18 protein-coding genes are annotated in these 16,478 nt (G+C 65.6%); 12 read left to right on the plus strand and 6 right to left on the minus strand.

The genetic code is table 11. The annotated features are described in order from the left end of the window. Positions 1-149: 149 nt before the first annotated feature. Positions 150-2,492 carry an LPS-assembly protein LptD gene (locus V2I30_RS00680; protein ID WP_330660136.1) on the minus strand — a complete coding sequence of 781 codons (2,343 nt, stop codon included), beginning with the start codon at positions 2,490-2,492 and terminating at the stop codon, positions 150-152. A gap of 143 nt (positions 2,493-2,635) precedes the next feature. On the opposite strand from V2I30_RS00680, the gene V2I30_RS00685 reads away from it, so the two are divergent. From V2I30_RS00685 to ndk, 5 genes are all read left to right on the plus strand, one after another. Next, on the plus strand, positions 2,636-4,099 hold the full coding sequence (locus V2I30_RS00685; RefSeq protein ID WP_330660137.1) for a leucyl aminopeptidase: 1,464 nt from the start codon (positions 2,636-2,638) through the stop codon (positions 4,097-4,099). 17 nt (positions 4,100-4,116) lie between these two features. Further along, positions 4,117-4,260, plus strand: coding sequence for a DUF2256 domain-containing protein (locus tag V2I30_RS00690; protein WP_330660138.1), 144 nt, complete (start codon positions 4,117-4,119; stop codon positions 4,258-4,260). Positions 4,261-4,282: 22 nt separating this feature from the next. Continuing rightward, on the plus strand, positions 4,283-4,717 hold the full coding sequence (locus V2I30_RS00695; protein WP_330660139.1) for a DNA polymerase III subunit chi: 435 nt from the start codon (positions 4,283-4,285) through the stop codon (positions 4,715-4,717). Between the two features lie 71 nt (positions 4,718-4,788). Further along, positions 4,789-5,298 carry a hypothetical protein gene (locus V2I30_RS00700; protein ID WP_330660140.1) on the plus strand — a complete coding sequence of 170 codons (510 nt, stop codon included), beginning with the start codon at positions 4,789-4,791 and terminating at the stop codon, positions 5,296-5,298. A 137-nt stretch (positions 5,299-5,435) separates the two neighbouring features. Next, positions 5,436-5,858, plus strand: coding sequence for a nucleoside-diphosphate kinase (gene ndk, locus V2I30_RS00705; RefSeq protein WP_330660141.1), 423 nt, complete (start codon positions 5,436-5,438; stop codon positions 5,856-5,858). Positions 5,859-5,916: 58 nt separating this feature from the next. On the opposite strand, the gene V2I30_RS00710 is transcribed toward ndk, so the two are convergent. From V2I30_RS00710 to purM, 3 genes are read right to left on the minus strand one after another with little or no spacing between them, the layout of a single operon-like run. Further along, a complete protein-coding gene (locus tag V2I30_RS00710) occupies positions 5,917-7,125 on the minus strand; it encodes a sulfotransferase (RefSeq protein WP_330660142.1) in 1,209 nt (402 codons plus the stop codon). Further along, a complete protein-coding gene (gene purN / locus V2I30_RS00715; protein WP_330660143.1) occupies positions 7,125-8,108 on the minus strand; it encodes a phosphoribosylglycinamide formyltransferase in 984 nt (327 codons plus the stop codon). The genes V2I30_RS00710 and purN overlap by 1 nt, the downstream gene beginning before the upstream one ends. Beyond that, positions 8,101-9,198, minus strand: coding sequence for a phosphoribosylformylglycinamidine cyclo-ligase (purM, locus tag V2I30_RS00720; protein WP_330660144.1), 1,098 nt, complete (start codon positions 9,196-9,198; stop codon positions 8,101-8,103). Before purM ends, purN begins: the two co-directional genes overlap by 8 nt. Positions 9,199-9,319: 121 nt before the next feature. Here purM and V2I30_RS00725 point away from each other — a divergent pair, with 121 nt between their 5' ends. The 4 genes from V2I30_RS00725 to V2I30_RS00740 all read left to right on the plus strand — a co-directional run bounded on the left by V2I30_RS00725 (position 9,320) and on the right by V2I30_RS00740 (position 12,388). Next, positions 9,320-10,570, plus strand: a complete 1,251-nt coding sequence (locus V2I30_RS00725) for a heavy-metal-associated domain-containing protein (protein WP_330660145.1) — start codon at positions 9,320-9,322, stop codon at positions 10,568-10,570. A gap of 23 nt (positions 10,571-10,593) precedes the next feature. Next, positions 10,594-11,235, plus strand: a complete 642-nt coding sequence (locus V2I30_RS00730) for an HdaA/DnaA family protein (RefSeq protein ID WP_330660146.1) — start codon at positions 10,594-10,596, stop codon at positions 11,233-11,235. A 62-nt stretch (positions 11,236-11,297) separates the two neighbouring features. Further along, the gene (epsC, locus tag V2I30_RS00735) at positions 11,298-12,026 is read left to right on the plus strand and encodes a serine O-acetyltransferase EpsC (protein ID WP_330660147.1); all 729 of its coding nucleotides are present in this window, start codon (positions 11,298-11,300) and stop codon (positions 12,024-12,026) included. After that, positions 12,023-12,388 (plus strand): DUF2794 domain-containing protein, encoded by a 366-nt coding sequence (locus V2I30_RS00740; protein WP_330660148.1) that lies wholly within the window; start codon positions 12,023-12,025, stop codon positions 12,386-12,388. The genes epsC and V2I30_RS00740 overlap by 4 nt, the downstream gene beginning before the upstream one ends. A 43-nt stretch (positions 12,389-12,431) precedes the next feature. Here V2I30_RS00740 and V2I30_RS00745 read toward each other — a convergent pair whose 3' ends face one another. Continuing rightward, the gene (locus V2I30_RS00745) at positions 12,432-13,361 is read right to left on the minus strand and encodes an SDR family NAD(P)-dependent oxidoreductase (protein WP_330660149.1); all 930 of its coding nucleotides are present in this window, start codon (positions 13,359-13,361) and stop codon (positions 12,432-12,434) included. Positions 13,362-13,566: 205 nt separating this feature from the next. Here V2I30_RS00745 and V2I30_RS00750 point away from each other — a divergent pair, with 205 nt between their 5' ends. Then, on the plus strand, positions 13,567-14,046 hold the full coding sequence (locus tag V2I30_RS00750; protein ID WP_330660150.1) for a VOC family protein: 480 nt from the start codon (positions 13,567-13,569) through the stop codon (positions 14,044-14,046). Here the strand turns inward: V2I30_RS00750 and V2I30_RS00755 are convergent. After that, positions 14,004-14,687 carry an HAD-IA family hydrolase gene (locus V2I30_RS00755; protein WP_330660151.1) on the minus strand — a complete coding sequence of 228 codons (684 nt, stop codon included), beginning with the start codon at positions 14,685-14,687 and terminating at the stop codon, positions 14,004-14,006. The two genes, V2I30_RS00750 and V2I30_RS00755, sit on opposite strands and share 43 nt — an antisense overlap. A gap of 116 nt (positions 14,688-14,803) precedes the next feature. Between V2I30_RS00755 and glmU the strand changes: the two genes are divergently transcribed. Both glmU and V2I30_RS00765 read left to right on the plus strand, forming a co-directional pair. Next, entirely contained in the window at positions 14,804-16,165 is a 1,362-nt protein-coding gene (gene glmU / locus V2I30_RS00760) for a bifunctional UDP-N-acetylglucosamine diphosphorylase/glucosamine-1-phosphate N-acetyltransferase GlmU (RefSeq protein WP_330660152.1), read from the plus strand. Next, entirely contained in the window at positions 16,162-16,458 is a 297-nt protein-coding gene (locus tag V2I30_RS00765; protein ID WP_330660153.1) for an HNH endonuclease, read from the plus strand. Before glmU ends, V2I30_RS00765 begins: the two co-directional genes overlap by 4 nt. Positions 16,459-16,478: the final 20 nt, after the last annotated feature.

The following is a 16,478-nucleotide window of genomic DNA, read 5'->3' on the forward strand; positions in this document are numbered from 1 at the left end:
CCGCTGACCTGGCTTCAAGAGCGCATGTATCGCGCCCGTGCCAGCATCCCGATTGCCCCCACACTGCTTAACGCAGGCTGAGTGCACCTGCCTGCGCCCGCGCGCCTTAACCCCTTTTCGCGGGCCTGCCAAATGCACGTGGGAGGCGCCTAGCGGAAACCGAGATTGCGCAGCGCGAAGAACAGCTGGAAACTGCTGCCTTCCTCGGCATCGCCGAAGGTGATGAAGTCACGCCGCCAGGTCGCGCCAAGCTCTATGCAATCGTCGCGATAGGCGATGCCGAGGCGCGTGCGGATCGGCTCGAACCCGTCGGGCGCGAAGACCGGATCCTCGGCCGCGCTCGTCAGGTTGAACACACCCGAGCCGAACACCGACCAGTTGCGCCCGATGGTGAAGCGGCCCGCGGCGCGCAATTCCTCGCGGTCCTGCAAATCCTCGACAGTTTGAATGTCGCGATTGAGCCGCAGATAGCCCAGCTCGACGTAATTGCGCTGTGATCCGATGACGGCGTCGATTTCGTTGCGACGCACCGCGAAATTGTCCTTGTCGAGCCTGAAGCGATGGCGAAAGCTCAGAAAGTCGCGGTAGCGCACTTCGGTCCGCCCGACGAAATCGGAAAAGCGATCGGACAGGCCCGTGCCGTCAGGGAAAATCTCCTCCTCGTTGGAGAAGCGATAGGACTGGCCGATATTGCTGAGCACCCGCCAGCCGGGCTTCGACAGTTCCCAGTCGACGCCGTAGGTCACCCGCGCGCCGTCTTCGACCCGGTCGTAGCCGGGGAAGCGGTTGAGCGCGAAGAGGTTCGAATCCTCCAGATCGATCGCGCGCGCATCCTCGTTAGGAACGGCGAGGTTGCGGATCGGCGGGCTGGCGACGAATTGCACGCGCGGTTTTAGGACCTGCGTGCCGCCAAAGGCCTCGCCGACGAACGGCCATTCGACGTCCACCGCCGCCGTCGCGATGCCGCGCGTCGTCCAGCCCTCTTCGCCGCGATAGGAGAGGGTGGGGGTGAGAAGCGTATCGTTCGTGTGGTAGACATCGCCGCGCACAAGACCGGTGAAGGTCACCATCTGGCCTAGCCCCGTCAGCAGCCGCCGATCCCACTGCGCGCCGGCAAAGGCGCGCTGGGTGTCCTGCCCCTCGGTGCGCACCAGCGCCAGCGTATTTGCCTGCATCTGAACGGTGCCGCCCAGCACCGGCTCGTCGAAATCGCGGCGATAGTCGATGGCGGGAATGGCGATCGGGATCTGCCCCTGATCCGCAGCGATCCTCAGCGTCTGCGTCGCCCATCCGGCGATCGAGAGGTAGGAGGCATTGTCGATCCGTTCGACATTGACCATCGAGCGCAGCCGGTCGTCGCGGCTGATATCGTAACGGCGCAGAAACGTGCGGTCCGAGGCGACGCGCACCGACCCGGTGGCGCTCCATTCGGGCGAAAGATTGAACCGACCATTGGCGAACAGATAGCCGCGCGGATCGTTCGTCGTGGTCGGCGACAGGCCGAAATTCGCGACCCGTCGGCTGGCGGTGGCGAAGCCGGTGATCTGGTAGGCGCCGCGCTGCGTCAGGTGACGCCATTGCCCGGTCGCCATGGGCGGGGCCCCGGTGAAAACGCGCGTGCCCAGTGTCAGGTCGCGGTTGTCGGCGAGCCGCCAGTAATATTCGCCGCCGAGTTCGAGGCCGTTCACTTGGTCGAACCGCAAGGTGGGGACCAGGAACCCGCTTTCGGCGCGCCCGTCGGTGCTGAATGCGAGGCCGGGCAATGGAATCAGCCGCACGCCGAACAGTTCCAGCCGCGCGCCGTCGAACTCGACCCGCGCCCTGTCGGGATCGTAGATCACCCTGTCGGCGGTGATGCGCCAGCTCGGTTCGAGATCGCAGCCGGCCTCGTCCAGCACCGGGCAGGCGGTATATGCCGCGGTCTCCAGCGTGATGCTGCCATCCTCCCTGCGCTCCGCGGAACGCGCGGCAAGCCGCCCCCCGGCGCGCAAGGCCAGCAGAAGCTCGTCCATCGCGCCCGCTTCGAAGGCGTCATTGAGAGTGATGGTCTCGGTAAACAGCTGATTGCCGGCATCGTCGACGAAGCGCACCGCGCCGCTTGCGAGGATTTCTCCGCTCGCCCGGTTCCAGGTGACGGCATCGGCGCGCACCGAGGCGCGTCGCCCGCGCAGGATGACATTGCCGCTGGCGATCAGGATGTCCGCCTCGCTGTCGAAGGCGACCTCGTTCGCCTCGAAGTCGATCCGCTCGCCTTCTTCGATCAGCGCTACGTCCAGAGCGGGCGGGGCGTCGGGCTCCGGCTGCTCGGAGGCGGGCATGCTGTCCGGCTCGGGCTCGTTCGCCGTGGCATCGTCGATCACCTGGGCGAGGGCGGCGGAGGGCAGGCAAACAGCTGCAACCAGAGCCGCGAAGGTCCACGCGCCGAAGCTGGGCGGGGCCGCCGACCGATGGCGCAGACGCCTTCTATCGCCGACCTTGCAAGCTCCCGACATGGCTTGCCTATTGCACCGCTCACGCCTAATCGCAATCGCGTTTCAAACGGGCGGCCTTCCCCGCCCGGAAGTGGGCTATTGCCGGCGGCGCGAGCCTCGCCCCCGCCCTCTCGCCCGACCCCTCGATGCAGCTTGGAGCTTTCATGCAGATAATCTTCGCCGACACCGCCCCCGACGCCGTTTCCGTCAGCCTTCATGCGAGCATCGTCAATCAGGGGGACGACCTGTCCGACTATGGCGCAGCGCTCATCGGCGGGGCCAAGGCGGCGCGGTTCAAGGGCAGTGCGGGGCAGGTGTTCGAGACATACATGGTCGAGGGCGAAGCGGTGAAACGCGTCGCTGTGGCAGGTGCCGGTGAAAAGGACGCGGACAAGCGCCGTCTCAATGTCGAGCGCGCCGGAGCGGCGCTGGCGGGCAAATATCTGCGTTCGGGCGAAACCGAGATGGTGCTCGATCTGGGGCAGGCCGATCTGACCGCCGAAGAGGCTGCCGCTGCGCTGCTCGGCGTGCGTCTGCGCAGTTGGTCGCACGACAAATATCGCACCAAGCTCGCCGCCGACAAGAAGGTGACGCTCAAGAAGGTCCATGTTGTCGGCGCGCCCGAAGGAACGAACGCGAACTGGGAAAGCGAGGCGGCGATCGCGCGCGGGGTCGAATTCACCAAACGGCTGATCACCGAGCCGGGCAACGTCCTTTACCCCGAAAGCTTCGTCACCCTGTGCCGCGAAGCCTTCGAGGGGACCGGCGCGGAAATAACGGTGCTGGACGAGGCCGAAATGGAGGAGCTCGGCATGGGCGCGCTGCTCGGCGTCGGGCAGGGCTCGGCACGCGCCTCGCGGTTGCTGGCGATCCGCTGGAACGGGGGCGAGGAGGGCGCCAAGCCGACCGTCTTCGTCGGCAAAGGCGTGACCTTCGACACCGGCGGCATCTCGATCAAGCCGGGGCCTGGCATGGAAGACATGAAGTGGGACATGGGCGGCGCCGGCGCGGTCGCGGGCGGCATGCTCGCGCTGGTCGGGCGCCGGGCGAAGGCCAATGTCGTGGGTGTCGTGGGCCTGGTCGAGAACATGCCCGACGGCAATGCGATCCGCCCCGGCGACGTGCTCACCAGCATGAGTGGGCAGACCATCGAAGTGCTCAACACCGATGCCGAAGGGCGCCTGGTGCTGTGCGACGCGCTGCACTGGGCGCAGGAGCAATACGACCCCGCCGCGATCGTCGATTTCGCGACCCTGACCGGCGCCATGATCATCGCGCTGGGCAACGAACATGCCGGCATCTTCGCCAATGACGACACCCTCGCCGACAATCTGCTCGAGGCGAGCCGGGTCAGCGGCGACAAGCTGTGGCGCCTCCCGATCGGGCCGGCCTATGACAAGCTGATCGATTCCCCGATTGCCGACATGAAGAATATCGGCGGGCGCGGCGCAGGCTCGATCACCGCGGCGCAGTTCCTGCACCGGTTCATCAAGAAGGGCACTCCCTGGGCGCATTGCGACGTCGCGGGCGTGGTCTGGTCGGACAAGCCCGGCCACGCGCACGATAAGGGCGCAACCGGCTACGGCGTGCGTCTGATCGACCGCTACGTCGCGAACAGCGTCGAATAGGCTCTCGCGGCGCCGTTATGGCCAAAATGCGGCGAAAGGGCGATCTTCCAACGAAGATGTGCGCGCGGTGCGGCCTGCCTTTCGCCTGGCGCAAGAAGTGGGAGCGCGACTGGGACAGCGTCAAATATTGTTCCGAGCGCTGCCGCCGTTCCAAAGCGTGATCGCGTCGGCTATTCAGCCGGGATGAAGGTCGATTTCTGGCAACTATCGCGTGACCGGGCCGAGCAGGTGGTCGCCCTGATCGCCGGGCGCGTGATCGCCGCGGGCGAGCGGCTGCTCGTCGTCAGCGAAGATGAGCAGCAGCGCGCGCAGATCGCGGCGCAATTGTGGGATGCAGGCCCTGAAAGTTTCCTCGCCAACGGCATGGCGGACGCGCCCGGCGCCGAGCGTCAGCCGATCCTGATCGGAGCGGGGATGGGGGATGCCAATGGGGCAAGCCACGTGATTCTCGCCGACGGGATATGGCGCCAGCCGACAGGGTTCGAACGCGCCTTCCTGCTGTTCGGCGAGCCGACGCTCGACGCCGCGCGCGCAGCCTGGCGCGGGCTGGACGGCGAGAGCGATGTCGAACGCGCCTTCTTCCGGCAGGACGAAGGAAAATGGGTCAAAGTGGGCTGAGGTCGCCACTCGCGCGTATGAGTGCGATCATGTAGGAAGCGGGCGGGCAATCAAATGACGGGGGTAACAGCATGAACCGGGCATGGACACTCGCAGCACTCGGCGCGAGTACGCTAATTGCGGCATGTTCGTCACAGGAGGAAGAGCCGGCGCGGACGCCAGAAGAACTTCCTCCGAGCGAATATACGATCGACGAGGAAACCGGCGAGACCAGCATGACCGTCATGACCGAGGACGGCGAGGTTTCGCTGCGCAGCGGGGTGCGTGTGCCGGTCGATCTGCCCGCCGGCTTCACCCTGATCGAAGGCGCGCGGGTGGTCAGCAACACGGTCATCGATCAGGGCGATACCAAAGGCGCGCTGGTGACGTTCGCCAGCGATCAGAGCCCGCAGGAAATCGTGCAATATTACCGCGCCCAGGGCCTGGCTGCAGGCATGGCGATCGAGATCGAGAGCGAAATGAACGGCGTGCTCCTCGTCGGCGGGGAACATCCTGCAACCGGCTCGACCTTCTCGATCAGCGCCTATGCGGGCGATGATGGCACCACCGCGCAGCTGACGGCCGGCGAGGAGCCGGGCTGAGCGCTCGCAAGCAAGCCGCTCCGCCGACCGGTTGGGACTTGCAGGCGGAAGGCCGCATCGCTAGAGGCGCGGCGGAAATCAACCTAGCGCCGAACGCCCCAACCGCGCGGCGCCCTTCCCACACAGGAATTCATGCCATGGCGGTCACCCGCACCTTTTCGATCATCAAGCCCGACGCGACCAAGCGCAACCTCACCGGCGCCGTCACCAAGATGCTGGAGGATGCCGGCCTTCGCGTCGTCGCCTCCAAGCGCATCCATATGAGCCGCGAACAGGCCGAAGGCTTCTACGCCGTCCACAAGGAACGCCCCTTCTTCGGCGAACTCGTCGAATTCATGATGAGCGAACCGGTCGTCGTCCAGGTGCTAGAAGGCGAAGACGCGGTGAAGCGCAACCGCGACGTGATGGGCGCGACCAACCCTGCCGAAGCCGAGCCCGGCACGATCCGCAAGGAACACGCGCTTTCGATCGGCGAAAACACCGTCCACGGCTCGGACAGCGAGGAAAACGCCAAGACCGAGATCGCGTTCTTCTTCGACGAAGACGAGATTGTCGGCTAAGCAGTTACCGTACGGGTATCGTGGAGGGGGCCGTCCGCCGGGGCGGCCCTTTCTCGTATCAACCCTGCGCCGCAAAGCGTTTTAATTGCTCGGAATGCGCGTGGTGCTGGCCGCTTTCGCTTGTCGCCATCAGTGCGCGCATGGCCGTGAGAGCTTGATCGCTCAGCCTTAGCCCGAACTCTCCGTAAATGCGGCGGATTTCGCGCTCCCAATCGGCGTTAAGCGCGTCGAATTGGAGACGCGCGACCGGGCCGTCCCAGGTCGCCAGCGCCTGCTCGATCCGCGCCTCGCGAAGGTCCAGCTTGTGCCTCCACTGTGCGGTTATCCGGTCAAGATCGCTCGTGTCGGACTGCATGCCCATCTGGTTCGCCACCAGTGAGACCGCGCTGCGCAGGACAGCCTCGCGGCACCGTTCGGAGATCACCACCCGCGTATCGGGGAACTGACCCAGCAGCGTGCTGAGGTCTTCGGAAAAGGCGGGCACCTTCATCACCCGCGGCCGGTCGCCATTGCCGCGATGCGCCGCGTCGGTTCGCAAGAGGCGCGCATATTCGCGGTAGATCGCCTGCGCACAGCGCGCTTCGCTGAAGGCGGAATAGCTCGGGATGTGCCATTGCGATTCGTAGATCGAATGGTGCAACGCCGCCGAAATCCAGGCGAGCTCTTCCTCCACGTCGCCCGCCGCCATCGGATGGATGGTCTGCAGCCACGGATTGAGCGCGCCGAGCATGGCGAGATCGATCGCGCTCTTCGCGCGGTTCGCCCCGAAACTTTGCGGAACCGGGTGATAGGCATCGCAATAGCGCGTGAATGTGTGCGCCGGATCGGCGGCGAGCAGCTTGTGAATGCGCGTCGTGCCCGAACGCATATGGCCGATGACGATGATCGGGCGGGCGAGCGGGGTGGCGAGAAGCTGCGGGCGGTCGGTCCACAGCGCGCCCAATGCCAGCCGATTGCGGATCACGCGGACCAATTGCCCATGCGCCATCGCACGCCCCAGCGCGTTGAGGTTGGCTTCCGTCTCGATCGCTACGCAAAGCCGCTCCAGGCGTTCGCGAAAATCGGCCACGTCTTCGGGCCTTCGTCCGCCGATCTCCGCGTCCTGTGCGCGCGCGCCGAACGGTCTTGCCGCGATCGACCAGAGCGTGTCGGCTTCGAGCACCGGACGCTTCAGCCAGCCTTTCTCCCAGGCCGTGCCAAGCCAGTCATTGGCGCGCTCGGCCAGCCGCCCGCGGGCCAGGGGGTGATCGCGAAGCGGGGCGGGCATCAGAACATCTCGGCTACGTCGTGCAGTTTGGTAAGGCGGGCGGGTGCGCATCGTTGCCAGCTTTGCGCAAGCCAGTCCTCGACATGGTCCCAGTCCAGATCCGGACGATCGAGGACCACGCCGATCCAGCCGCTCGCGCCGTAATAGGCGGGTTTGAGATAGCTCTCTGGCTGGGTTTCGACGAGGTGCAGCAGTTCGTCCATACTGCCCGTTTTCACCAGCACCGCGACGCGATCGCTGCCGTGATGGCCGTCATGAAAATGGGCGAAGAACTTGCCCGTTTTTTCCGTGCCGACGCGAAAGCCGGGCGAGCCGTGGCTTTCGCGCTCGTATGTTTCGGGAAGAGCGAGGGCGAGTTCGCGCAGCCGGGCGAGCAGGTGCTTCGGATCGGACCCGCGCGAGACGTAATCCGCCACGGCGCGCGGATAGAGTTGATGCTCGGCGAGCTTGACGCGGGCGGCGAGCGTCTCGGGCGTGTCGCCAGGCGCGATCGCCACGCGCACCTGCGCCAGCACTTCGCCGGCATCGAGCTCTTGCGTCACGAGATGCGCGCTTGTGCCCGCGTAGCTTTCGCCCGCCTCGATCGCGCGGGCGAAGGTGTCGAGGCCCTTATATTTGGGCAGGAGCGAGGGATGGATATTGAGAATGCGGCCCTCCCAGCGGCGCACGAAGTCCTCGGACAGGATGCGCATGTAACCTGCAAGCAAGATGAACTGCGCTCCGGCCTGTTTGGCGGCCGCTTCCATCGCGGCATCGTGATCCTCGCGGGAGTGCCCCTGATGCGCATGGCTGAAAGTCTCGATCCCCTCGAGCCGGGCGAGCGCCAAACCTGCCGCCTCTTGCTTGTTGCTGGCGACCAGGACGATCTCGAACGGCGCATCGGACAGCCGGCTGGCGTAAAGCAGCGCGGCCATATTGGTGCCGGTGCCCGAGATGAAGACGGCGACCTTGGCTTTCGGGCAAGGCGGGCGGGGTTCAACCATCGTGCACCGCTTCCCAATCCGCCAGCGCCGACCAGGTGCCGCGACGGCCGCGCACGGTGCAGCCGCGTTTGCCCTCGCGGATCGAGCCGACAGTCACGACGGTTTCGCCCGCGTCTTGGAGTTTCTCCGTGACCGCTTCGACATCGCCTTCAGCGACCGCCAGCACCATACCGACGCCACAATTGAAAGTCCGCGCCATCTCCTCGGGTTCGATCGCCCCCTGCGCCTGGAGGAAGGCCATCAACCGCGGCTGCTGCCACAGATCCGCATCCACGACGGCATGCGCGCCTTCGGGCAGGATGCGCGGGATATTCTCCAGCAGGCCGCCGCCGGTGATATGGGCGAGACCGTGAACCAGCGCGCCGTGGATCAGTGGAAGCAGGCTCTTCACATAGATACGTGTCGGCTCGATCAACGCATCAATCAGCAGGCGATCGGGATCGAACAGCGCCGGGCGATCGAGTTTCCAGTCCTTGTCCGCCGCGAGCCTCCGCACCAGCGAATAGCCGTTGGAATGAATCCCGCTGCTCCCGAGGCCGAGAAGCACATCGCCCGGTGCGACATCCGCGCCGGTCAGCTGCTCGCCGCGCTCCACCGCGCCGACGCAAAAGCCGGCCAGATCGTAATCGCCAGGCGCATACATACCCGGCATCTCCGCCGTTTCACCCCCTATCAGCGCGCAGCCGGCTACCTTGCACCCTTCCGCGATCCCGGCCACCACGCGCTCGGCAACGCCGTTTTCCAGCTTGCCGGTGGCGAAATAGTCTAAGAAAAACAGCGGCTCCGCGCCCTGCACGATCAGGTCGTTGACGCACATGGCGACGAGGTCGATCCCGACGGTGTTGTGCCGGTCGTGCTCGATCGCGAGCTTGAGCTTGGTGCCGACCCCGTCGTTGGCGGCGACCAGCAGTGGGTCTTCGTATCCCGCAGCCTTCGGGTCAAAGAAGCCGCCGAAGCCGCCAAGTTCGCTGGTCGCACCGGGGCGCGCCGTCGCCCGGGCCAGCGGGGCGATCGCCTTGACCAGCGCATTGCCCGCCGCGATCGAAACCCCGGCATCTTCATAGGTGTAAGGCGAATTCTTCCCATCCATCGCGCGCACCCTAGCCTTTCAGGCTTGGAATTCCATGTGCGTTTGGGCAAAGACGCATCAGATTTCCCCGATGACGGCGCACCCCATCCTTTCCAGCCCGCCCACAAGTGCTCGCGGACGCTTGTCCCGAACCAGCGCGGCGCTTTTGGCGCTGCTCCTGCTGGCGGGCGGCTATGCGCTCGTCCTCGCTCAGGTTTCGGGCAATCGCGGCATCGCACCGACCGCCTCTAGCGCCGATATCGAGGTGCGCGGGATCGAGGTCGATGTCCGCGCCGACAGCGCCGAGGAAGCGCGGCAGGAGGCCTGGCGCCAGGCGCAGCGGGATGCCTGGGAGCGGGTAGGCGGTCCGGCGATTTCCGATGGGCAGCTCGCCAGCATGGTCTCCGCCATCGTCATCCAGCGCGAACGGCTTGGCCCCAAACGCTATATCGCGACACTCGGCGTCACCTTCGATCGCCAGCGCGCCGGGCGGTTCCTGGGCGGGGCGCGCAGCGAGCGATCCTCGGCGCCGATGCTCGTGGTGCCGGTGATGGCCACTGCGGGCAGCTACACGGTGTACGAACAGCGCAATGACTGGCAGCGCGCCTGGGCCGAGTTCAATCCGGGGACGAGCCGCATCGATTACGTCCGGCCGAGCGGCGCGGGCGGCGATTCGCTGCTGCTCACCTATGGCCAGACCGGACGTCGCAGCCGCGCCTGGTGGAGCTCGTCGCTCGATCAGTATGGCGCCGCCGATGTGCTCGTCCCGATTGCGCGGCTCGATCATCAGTTTCCCGGGGGGCCGATCCGCGGCACCTTCACCGCGCGCTACGGCCCCGACAGTCTGCTGCTGAACACCTTCTCGCTCGAGGCGGCAAGCCCCGAGGCGCTGCCCGAGATGCTCGGCGAAGCGGTTTTGCGGATCGATCGTCTCTACGAACAGGCGCTCGCCGAGGGCAAATTACAGCCCGACCCGACCTTGCGCGTCGGAGGCTCGGGGCAGGTGGACCCTGCGATCGCACGGCTGATCGAAATCGGACGCCGCGCTCAGGCGAACCGGCGCGCTACCGAAGCCGCGGTCGCCGCCGGTGCGGCCAGTGCTACCGGCGATGACGATGAGGGGAGCGGGGAAGCCCCCGCGGTGCAGCCCGCCGCCACCCGCACGGTCGCGGTGCAGTTCGCCACTCCCGATGCCGCCGCCTTCGACGCGACCCTCGCCGCGGTGCGCCAGCTCGCGAACGTGCGCGGCGTCGGCGTGACGAGCACCGCGATGGGCGGCACCTCGGTGATGAACGTGACCTATGAGGGCGAGGTGCAGGAACTGGCCGCGGCGCTGCGCGGGCGCGGTTTCGATGTGCGCGAGGGATCGAACACGCTCGCCATCAGCCGCTAGAGTCTTTGCGCTCCGCTCGCCCGATGCCGCCCGCCCGCACCCCTCCCACCCAGATCGCGCTGCCGCTGCTTCCCGGCGACCACGGCGAGGCGCAGCGTATCGTCGTGGGCAACGCCAATCGTGCCGCGGCCGAGGCGTTGCAGGCGCCTGCGACCTGGCCGTTCCACACCGCGGTGCTGACCGGTCCGGCGCGTTCGGGCAAGACGCTGCTTGGGCGCTGGGCCGAGGGGCAGGGGATCGAGGTGATCGATGGTGCGGATCGAATCGACGAGGCGGAGGTCTTTCATCGCTGGAACAAGGTGCAGGAGGGCGGGGCGCAGGCCGGTCAGTCATTGCTGCTGATCGCCGATGCGGTGCCATGGGAGGTGCGCCTGCCCGACCTCGCCTCGCGCCTCGGCGGTTCGTTGCAGCTGGCGATCGGCGATCCCGACGATGAGATGGCCGCGCAGCTCATTATGGCTCACGCGAGTGCACGCGGTCTGTCGCTGCCCGCTGGTGCGGCGGACTATCTCGTCCCGCGAACCCGCCGCAGCTTCGCTGCGCTCGAGGCGCTGGTGGCCGCGATCGACCGCATCAGCCTGGAACGCGCGGCCCCGCCCACGCTTTCGGTCTGGCGCGCGGCGCTCGAAGCATTGCATGGGCCGCCCCAAGCAAAATTGCTCTGACAAGCGGGGCGGGGCGCGACTATTTGCTTTTGCATCGCTTTGGTGGAAGAATCGGGTCCGACATGTTCGACAAGCTGAAGGCCTATCTCGACTCGGTCCGCGCGCGCGATCCCGCGCCGCGTTCGCGCTGGGAAATCCTGCTCTATCCCGGCGTGTTGGCGCTGGGCATGCACCGGATCGCGCACTGGCTGTTCGATGCGAAGTTGTTCTTCCTCGCGCGCTTCGTCAATCATTTGAGCCGCCTGCTGACCGCGATCGATATACATCCGGGCGCGCGGATCGGTGCGAATTTCTTCATCGACCACGGCTTTACCGTAATCGGCGAAACTGCCGAGATCGGCGACGACGTGACCATCTACCAGAACGTGACGCTGGGCGGAACCAACCCGACCAATGGCAAGGGCGGCAAGCGGCATCCGACGATTCGCGACAATGTCATCATCGGTTCGGGCGCGCAGGTGATCGGCCCGATCACGGTTGGCGAACGCGCACGGATCGGGGCCAATGCGGTGGTCACTGACGATGTGCCCGAAGGGGCGACAATGATCGGGATGAAGGCGCGCTCGACGCTGGTTCCGGCGGAAGAATATCTGAAGGACTTCATCCCCTACGGCACACCTTGCGAGGACGCAGAGGGCAAGCGGATCGACTGTTTCGAGAAGCTCGAGAGCGAACTCGGCGCGCTCAAGGCGGAGATTGCTGCGCTGAAGGCGGAGCGCCGAATGGATCGTCGCGAGTCCAGCGAACAGCCCTTCGACGCTAATCGCAAAAGCGGAACCGGCAAGGGATGAGCGCCAGAGCAGGGGCCGGCCCGGGCGGCCAGATCGTCGCCTTTCCGAAACGCAATGCCGATCAGGTCGGCTTCGACCGCGAGGAATTGCAGAGGATCCTCGACCTTTACGGCCGAATGGTCGCGGCGGGGGAATGGCGCGATTACGCCATGGATTTCGACCGTCACGCGGCCACCTTCGCCGCCTTCCGCCGCACCGCCGAGCGCCCGCAGGCGCGGATTGAAAAGCGCCCGGCGCTGCGCGGACGGCAGGGCATATACACGCTGTTCGGCGAACACGGCCAGGTGCTCAAACGCGGCCACGAACTCAACAATGTGCTCGCCCCGATGGAGCGGCGGCTGGTCAAGGCGGTGGACGACTGAACGCCCTCGCTCCCTTGGCCGCAAGGGAGGAGGGCGCACTCGCCTAACCGCGGGCGCTGGAAGGGCCTTCGCCTGTGACTTTCTGCATTGCCTTGAGGATATTCGCCGATTGCTCGCTGCCCGATTGCGGAGCGACGAGGTTGGAGAAGTCGCTGATATCGTCCCAGCGGGCGGCGAAGCCTTCGACGGTGCGCTCACCCTCGGGCAGCCAGACCGCATCATTCATCACCGTCCAGGATGAGTGATAACCGCCCGCGCCCGCGCCCACGATCGCGTTGGTCGGCGCATCCTCGCTGACCAGGAACAGCGCGGCGGGCACGACATTCACCGGATCGAACAGCTTGTAGGCTTCCTCCGGGAACAGGTCCTCGGTCATCCGCGTGCCGGCGACGGGCGAAAGCGTGTTGACGCGGATGTTGTATTTCGCGCCTTCCAGCTGCAGCGTCTTGGTCAGCCCCGCCAGACCCAGCTTCGCCGCGCCGTAATTCGCCTGGCCGAAATTGCCGAACAGCCCGGTCGAGCTCGCGGTCATCAGCACGCGGCCATAGGCCTGTTCGCGGAAGGTTTCCCAGCACGCCTTGGTGACGAAGGCCGAGCCGGTGAGGTGGACCTTGAGGACGAATTCGAAGTCTTCCGGACTCATCTTGTGGAACGTCTTGTCGCGCAGCACGCCCGCATTGTTGATGAGGATATGGACGCCGCCCCATTTCTGCTTGGCGTCTGCGACCATCTTTTCCATCTGCTCGTATTCGGTGACCGAGCCGCCATTGGACATCGCCTCGCCGCCGGCGGCCTCGATCTCCTCGACCACTTTGAGCGCCATGTCGGAATGGCCGGTGCCGTCGCGCGATCCGCCCAGATCGTTGACCACCACCTTGGCGCCGCGGCGGGCGAGCTCGAGCGCATATTCGCGGCCCAGACCGCCGCCCGCGCCCGTGACGATGGCGACCTTATCCTTGTAATCGATGCTCATGGGGTTTCCTTTTCGATTGTGCTCAGGGGGCACGCTTGACGCGCGCGTAAACTTTCACCGGCGCTGCGTGGCACTTTCTCTGCTGTGTTGCAACCGCGCGTCGCCGATTGGCGGAAGCAGTGACGTCCTTCGGGGGACTATGGAGGAAAGGCCGATTGCAGCGCATCGGAAAATCACATAGGCGTAAGAACAATAGGAGAACGTAATGCGGATGATGCTGACATTGCTGGCGAGCTTTCTGTTGCCGCTGCCTGCGGCCGCCGAACATCGATCGGAAGAAGATGCGAGGGTCGACGCGCCCCATATTGAGCGGATGGGCACATATGTGGTCGCCGAGGACCTTGCGATATCGGAAGACTTCTACCGCCGTCTTTTCGCAACCGAGCCTGAATTCGCTTCCCCGGTTTTCGTCTCTTTCGACGTTGCAGGCGGTCAATTTGCCATAGCTTCGAAGGCGGTATTCGCGCCCGGTGCGAGCCAAGGCGACAACTCAGTGCCTTATATGCGCGTGAACGACATCGACGCGATGTTCGCCCATGTCCTTGAGATCGCGCCCGAGAGCCTGGTGTCAGAGGAAGTCTTGCGCGAAGGTCCGATCGCCTTGTTCAAGCTGCGCGATCCGGATGGCAACATGATCGAGTTTTACAGCCTGCCGAGTGCTGCGGGCAATTCCGCGAGCGACTGAATAACCGTATCCGCGCCCAATTCGTGGAGCGGCTTGTCGCAATAGCCGTAAGCCGCGGCGACGACCGGGACGCCTGCCCCGCGTGCCGCCTTCACGTCATAGGTCGAATCGCCCACGAAGACGAAGCGCCCGCCGCCGCAGCGCCTGCGCGCCTCTGCCACCGGTTCGGGATGCGGTTTGGAGAGATAGCGGCCGTCCTCGCCTTTCCCCATGCTGTCTCCGCCGATCACGGTGTCGAACGGTGCGAGGAAATCGAGCTGGGTCAGGACCGAGCGGGCAAACTCCTCGAACTTGTTGGTAACCACCGCCATGCGCACACCCATCGCGGCCAGCTCGGCGACCACTTCGCGCGCATGGGGATAGGGTGCGGAATGGACGGCATTGTGCTCGGCATAATAGCCCAACATCGCCTTGTAGAGCGCGCGGAGCTCGTCCTCGGGCATTCCGCCCTGCGCCTCGACGGCGCGCGCCAGCATGATCTTCGCGCCGCCGCCGATTAGGTCTTTCGAGGAATCCACCGGTACCGGCTCGAACCCGCCTTTCGCCAGCGCGTAGTTCACCGCCGCGCCGAGATCGCGAAAGGTGTCGAGCAGCGTGCCGTCGAGGTCGAAGCCGACGATGTCGAAAGGAAAATCTGCCATATGCGGAAAGGGGCGTGGCGGAACCCTCTTCAAACCGCAACCGTTTGCTGGCAAGCGCGGCCCCGCCCCCAAAGCGTGGTTGTCCCCCCGCCCCTAATGCAACAGGCCCTCTCTCGATGACAGACTTCGCCGCCATCATCCTCGCCGCCGGTCGCGGCACCCGCATGAAGAGCGAGTTGCACAAGGTTCTGCATCCGATCGCGGGCAGGCCGATGCTGCATCACCTGATGGCAAGTGTCGCTGCGCTCTCGCCGACCAAGCAGGTGGTGATCGTGGGCGCGGGCCGTGAGCAGGTGGAAGAGCAGCTGAGCGAAGGTGCCGAAACCTGCCTGCAGGAGCCGCAACTTGGCACCGGACATGCGGTGCAGCAGGCGCGCGAGGCGCTGGGCGACCATGGCGGTGACGTGCTGGTCCTTTACGGCGATGTGCCATTCGTGCGGGGCGAGACCATGCAGGCGATGCTCGATCGTCTGCATGCCGAGGATGCGCCCAAGGTTGTGGTGCTCGGCTTCGAACCCGATGATCCGAGCCATTACGGGCGCGTCATCGCCAATGCGGACGGGCGGATCGCGAAGATGGTGGAATATAAAGACGCGAGCGAGGAAGAGCGCGCCTGCACCCTGTGCAATTCCGGCCTGATGGCCGCGCGCGCCGCCGATTTGTTCGCGCTGCTCGATCGGGTCGGAAACGACAATGCGCAGGGCGAATATTACCTCGTCGACGTGGTCAATGTCGCGAATGAGGATGGTGATACCTGCGCCGTCATCAGCGCCGAGGACCCGCGCGAGGTGACGGGCATCAACAGCCGCGCGGAACTCGCCGTCGCCGAAGCGCAGTGGCAGGAGCTGAAACGCGAGGAGGCGATGGCGGGCGGGGCGACCCTGCGTGCGCCCGAGACGGTGTTCTTCAGCTGGGACACCGAGCTCGGCCAGGACGTCGTGATCGAGCCCAATGTCGTCTTCGGACCCGGCGTCGAGGTGGCCGACGATGTTCACATCAAGGCGTTCTGCCATATCGAAGGCGCGCGCATCGCCAGCGGCGCCGAGGTCGGCCCGTTCGCGCGGCTGCGGCCCGGCGCGGTGATGGAAGAGGGCAGCTTCGTTGGCAATTTCGTCGAGATGAAAAAGGCGACCCTGGGCAAGGGCGCCAAGGCAAGCCACCTGTCCTATATAGGCGATGCGAGCGTCGGGGCGAATGCCAATATCGGCGCGGGCACGATCACCTGCAATTACGACGGCTATTTCAAGTATCAGACCGTCATCGGCGAGCGCGCCTTTATCGGCTCGAACAGCGCGCTGATCGCCCCGGTCACGATCGGAGCGGACGCGATCGTCGCCGCGGGCAGCGCGGTGACCCGCGATGTGGGCGCGGGCGAACTGCGCATGGTGCGCGGCGAACAGCTGGTGAAGCAGGGCTGGGCCGATCGGTTCCACGACACCATGAAAAAGAAGAAGGCGGCGGCGAAGAAGGACACGTGAGCCAAAACGAATCCGCGCCCGATCCCGAGTCCGAGCCGACTTGCTGGCTATGCGGGCGTCCCTTCGAGACGCGTATTCAGTGGCATCACCCCGTGCCCAAGTCGAAGAAGGGCCGCGCAACGGTGCCCGTCCATCCGATCTGTCACAAGACCATCCATATCCATTTCACCAATGCCGAACTGGCGCGGATCGGCGATGATCCCGCCGCACTGCGCGAACACCCCACAATCGGAAAATTCGTGCGCTGGGTCAGCAACAAGCCGCCCGACTTCCACGCGCCGACGCGGCGATAGAGGCATAGGGCGCAGCGCCC

The organism is Erythrobacter sp. (assembly GCF_036351135.1).
Lineage (GTDB): Bacteria > Pseudomonadota > Alphaproteobacteria > Sphingomonadales > Sphingomonadaceae > Erythrobacter.

Coding starts and splice junctions, on each gene's coding strand:
- V2I30_RS00680 (WP_330660136.1), bottom strand. CDS start 2,492: ATGTCGGGAGCTTGCAAGGTCGGCGATAGAAGGCGTCTGCGCCATCGG.
- V2I30_RS00685 (WP_330660137.1), top strand. CDS start 2,636: ATGCAGATAATCTTCGCCGACACCGCCCCCGACGCCGTTTCCGTCAGC.
- V2I30_RS00690 (WP_330660138.1), top strand. CDS start 4,117: ATGGCCAAAATGCGGCGAAAGGGCGATCTTCCAACGAAGATGTGCGCG.
- V2I30_RS00695 (WP_330660139.1), top strand. CDS start 4,283: ATGAAGGTCGATTTCTGGCAACTATCGCGTGACCGGGCCGAGCAGGTG.
- V2I30_RS00700 (WP_330660140.1), top strand. CDS start 4,789: ATGAACCGGGCATGGACACTCGCAGCACTCGGCGCGAGTACGCTAATT.
- ndk (WP_330660141.1), top strand. CDS start 5,436: ATGGCGGTCACCCGCACCTTTTCGATCATCAAGCCCGACGCGACCAAG.
- V2I30_RS00710 (WP_330660142.1), bottom strand. CDS start 7,125: ATGCCCGCCCCGCTTCGCGATCACCCCCTGGCCCGCGGGCGGCTGGCC.
- purN (WP_330660143.1), bottom strand. CDS start 8,108: ATGGTTGAACCCCGCCCGCCTTGCCCGAAAGCCAAGGTCGCCGTCTTC.
- purM (WP_330660144.1), bottom strand. CDS start 9,198: ATGGATGGGAAGAATTCGCCTTACACCTATGAAGATGCCGGGGTTTCG.
- V2I30_RS00730 (WP_330660146.1), top strand. CDS start 10,594: ATGCCGCCCGCCCGCACCCCTCCCACCCAGATCGCGCTGCCGCTGCTT.
- epsC (WP_330660147.1), top strand. CDS start 11,298: ATGTTCGACAAGCTGAAGGCCTATCTCGACTCGGTCCGCGCGCGCGAT.
- V2I30_RS00740 (WP_330660148.1), top strand. CDS start 12,023: ATGAGCGCCAGAGCAGGGGCCGGCCCGGGCGGCCAGATCGTCGCCTTT.
- V2I30_RS00745 (WP_330660149.1), bottom strand. CDS start 13,361: ATGAGCATCGATTACAAGGATAAGGTCGCCATCGTCACGGGCGCGGGC.
- V2I30_RS00750 (WP_330660150.1), top strand. CDS start 13,567: ATGCGGATGATGCTGACATTGCTGGCGAGCTTTCTGTTGCCGCTGCCT.
- V2I30_RS00755 (WP_330660151.1), bottom strand. CDS start 14,687: ATGGCAGATTTTCCTTTCGACATCGTCGGCTTCGACCTCGACGGCACG.
- glmU (WP_330660152.1), top strand. CDS start 14,804: ATGACAGACTTCGCCGCCATCATCCTCGCCGCCGGTCGCGGCACCCGC.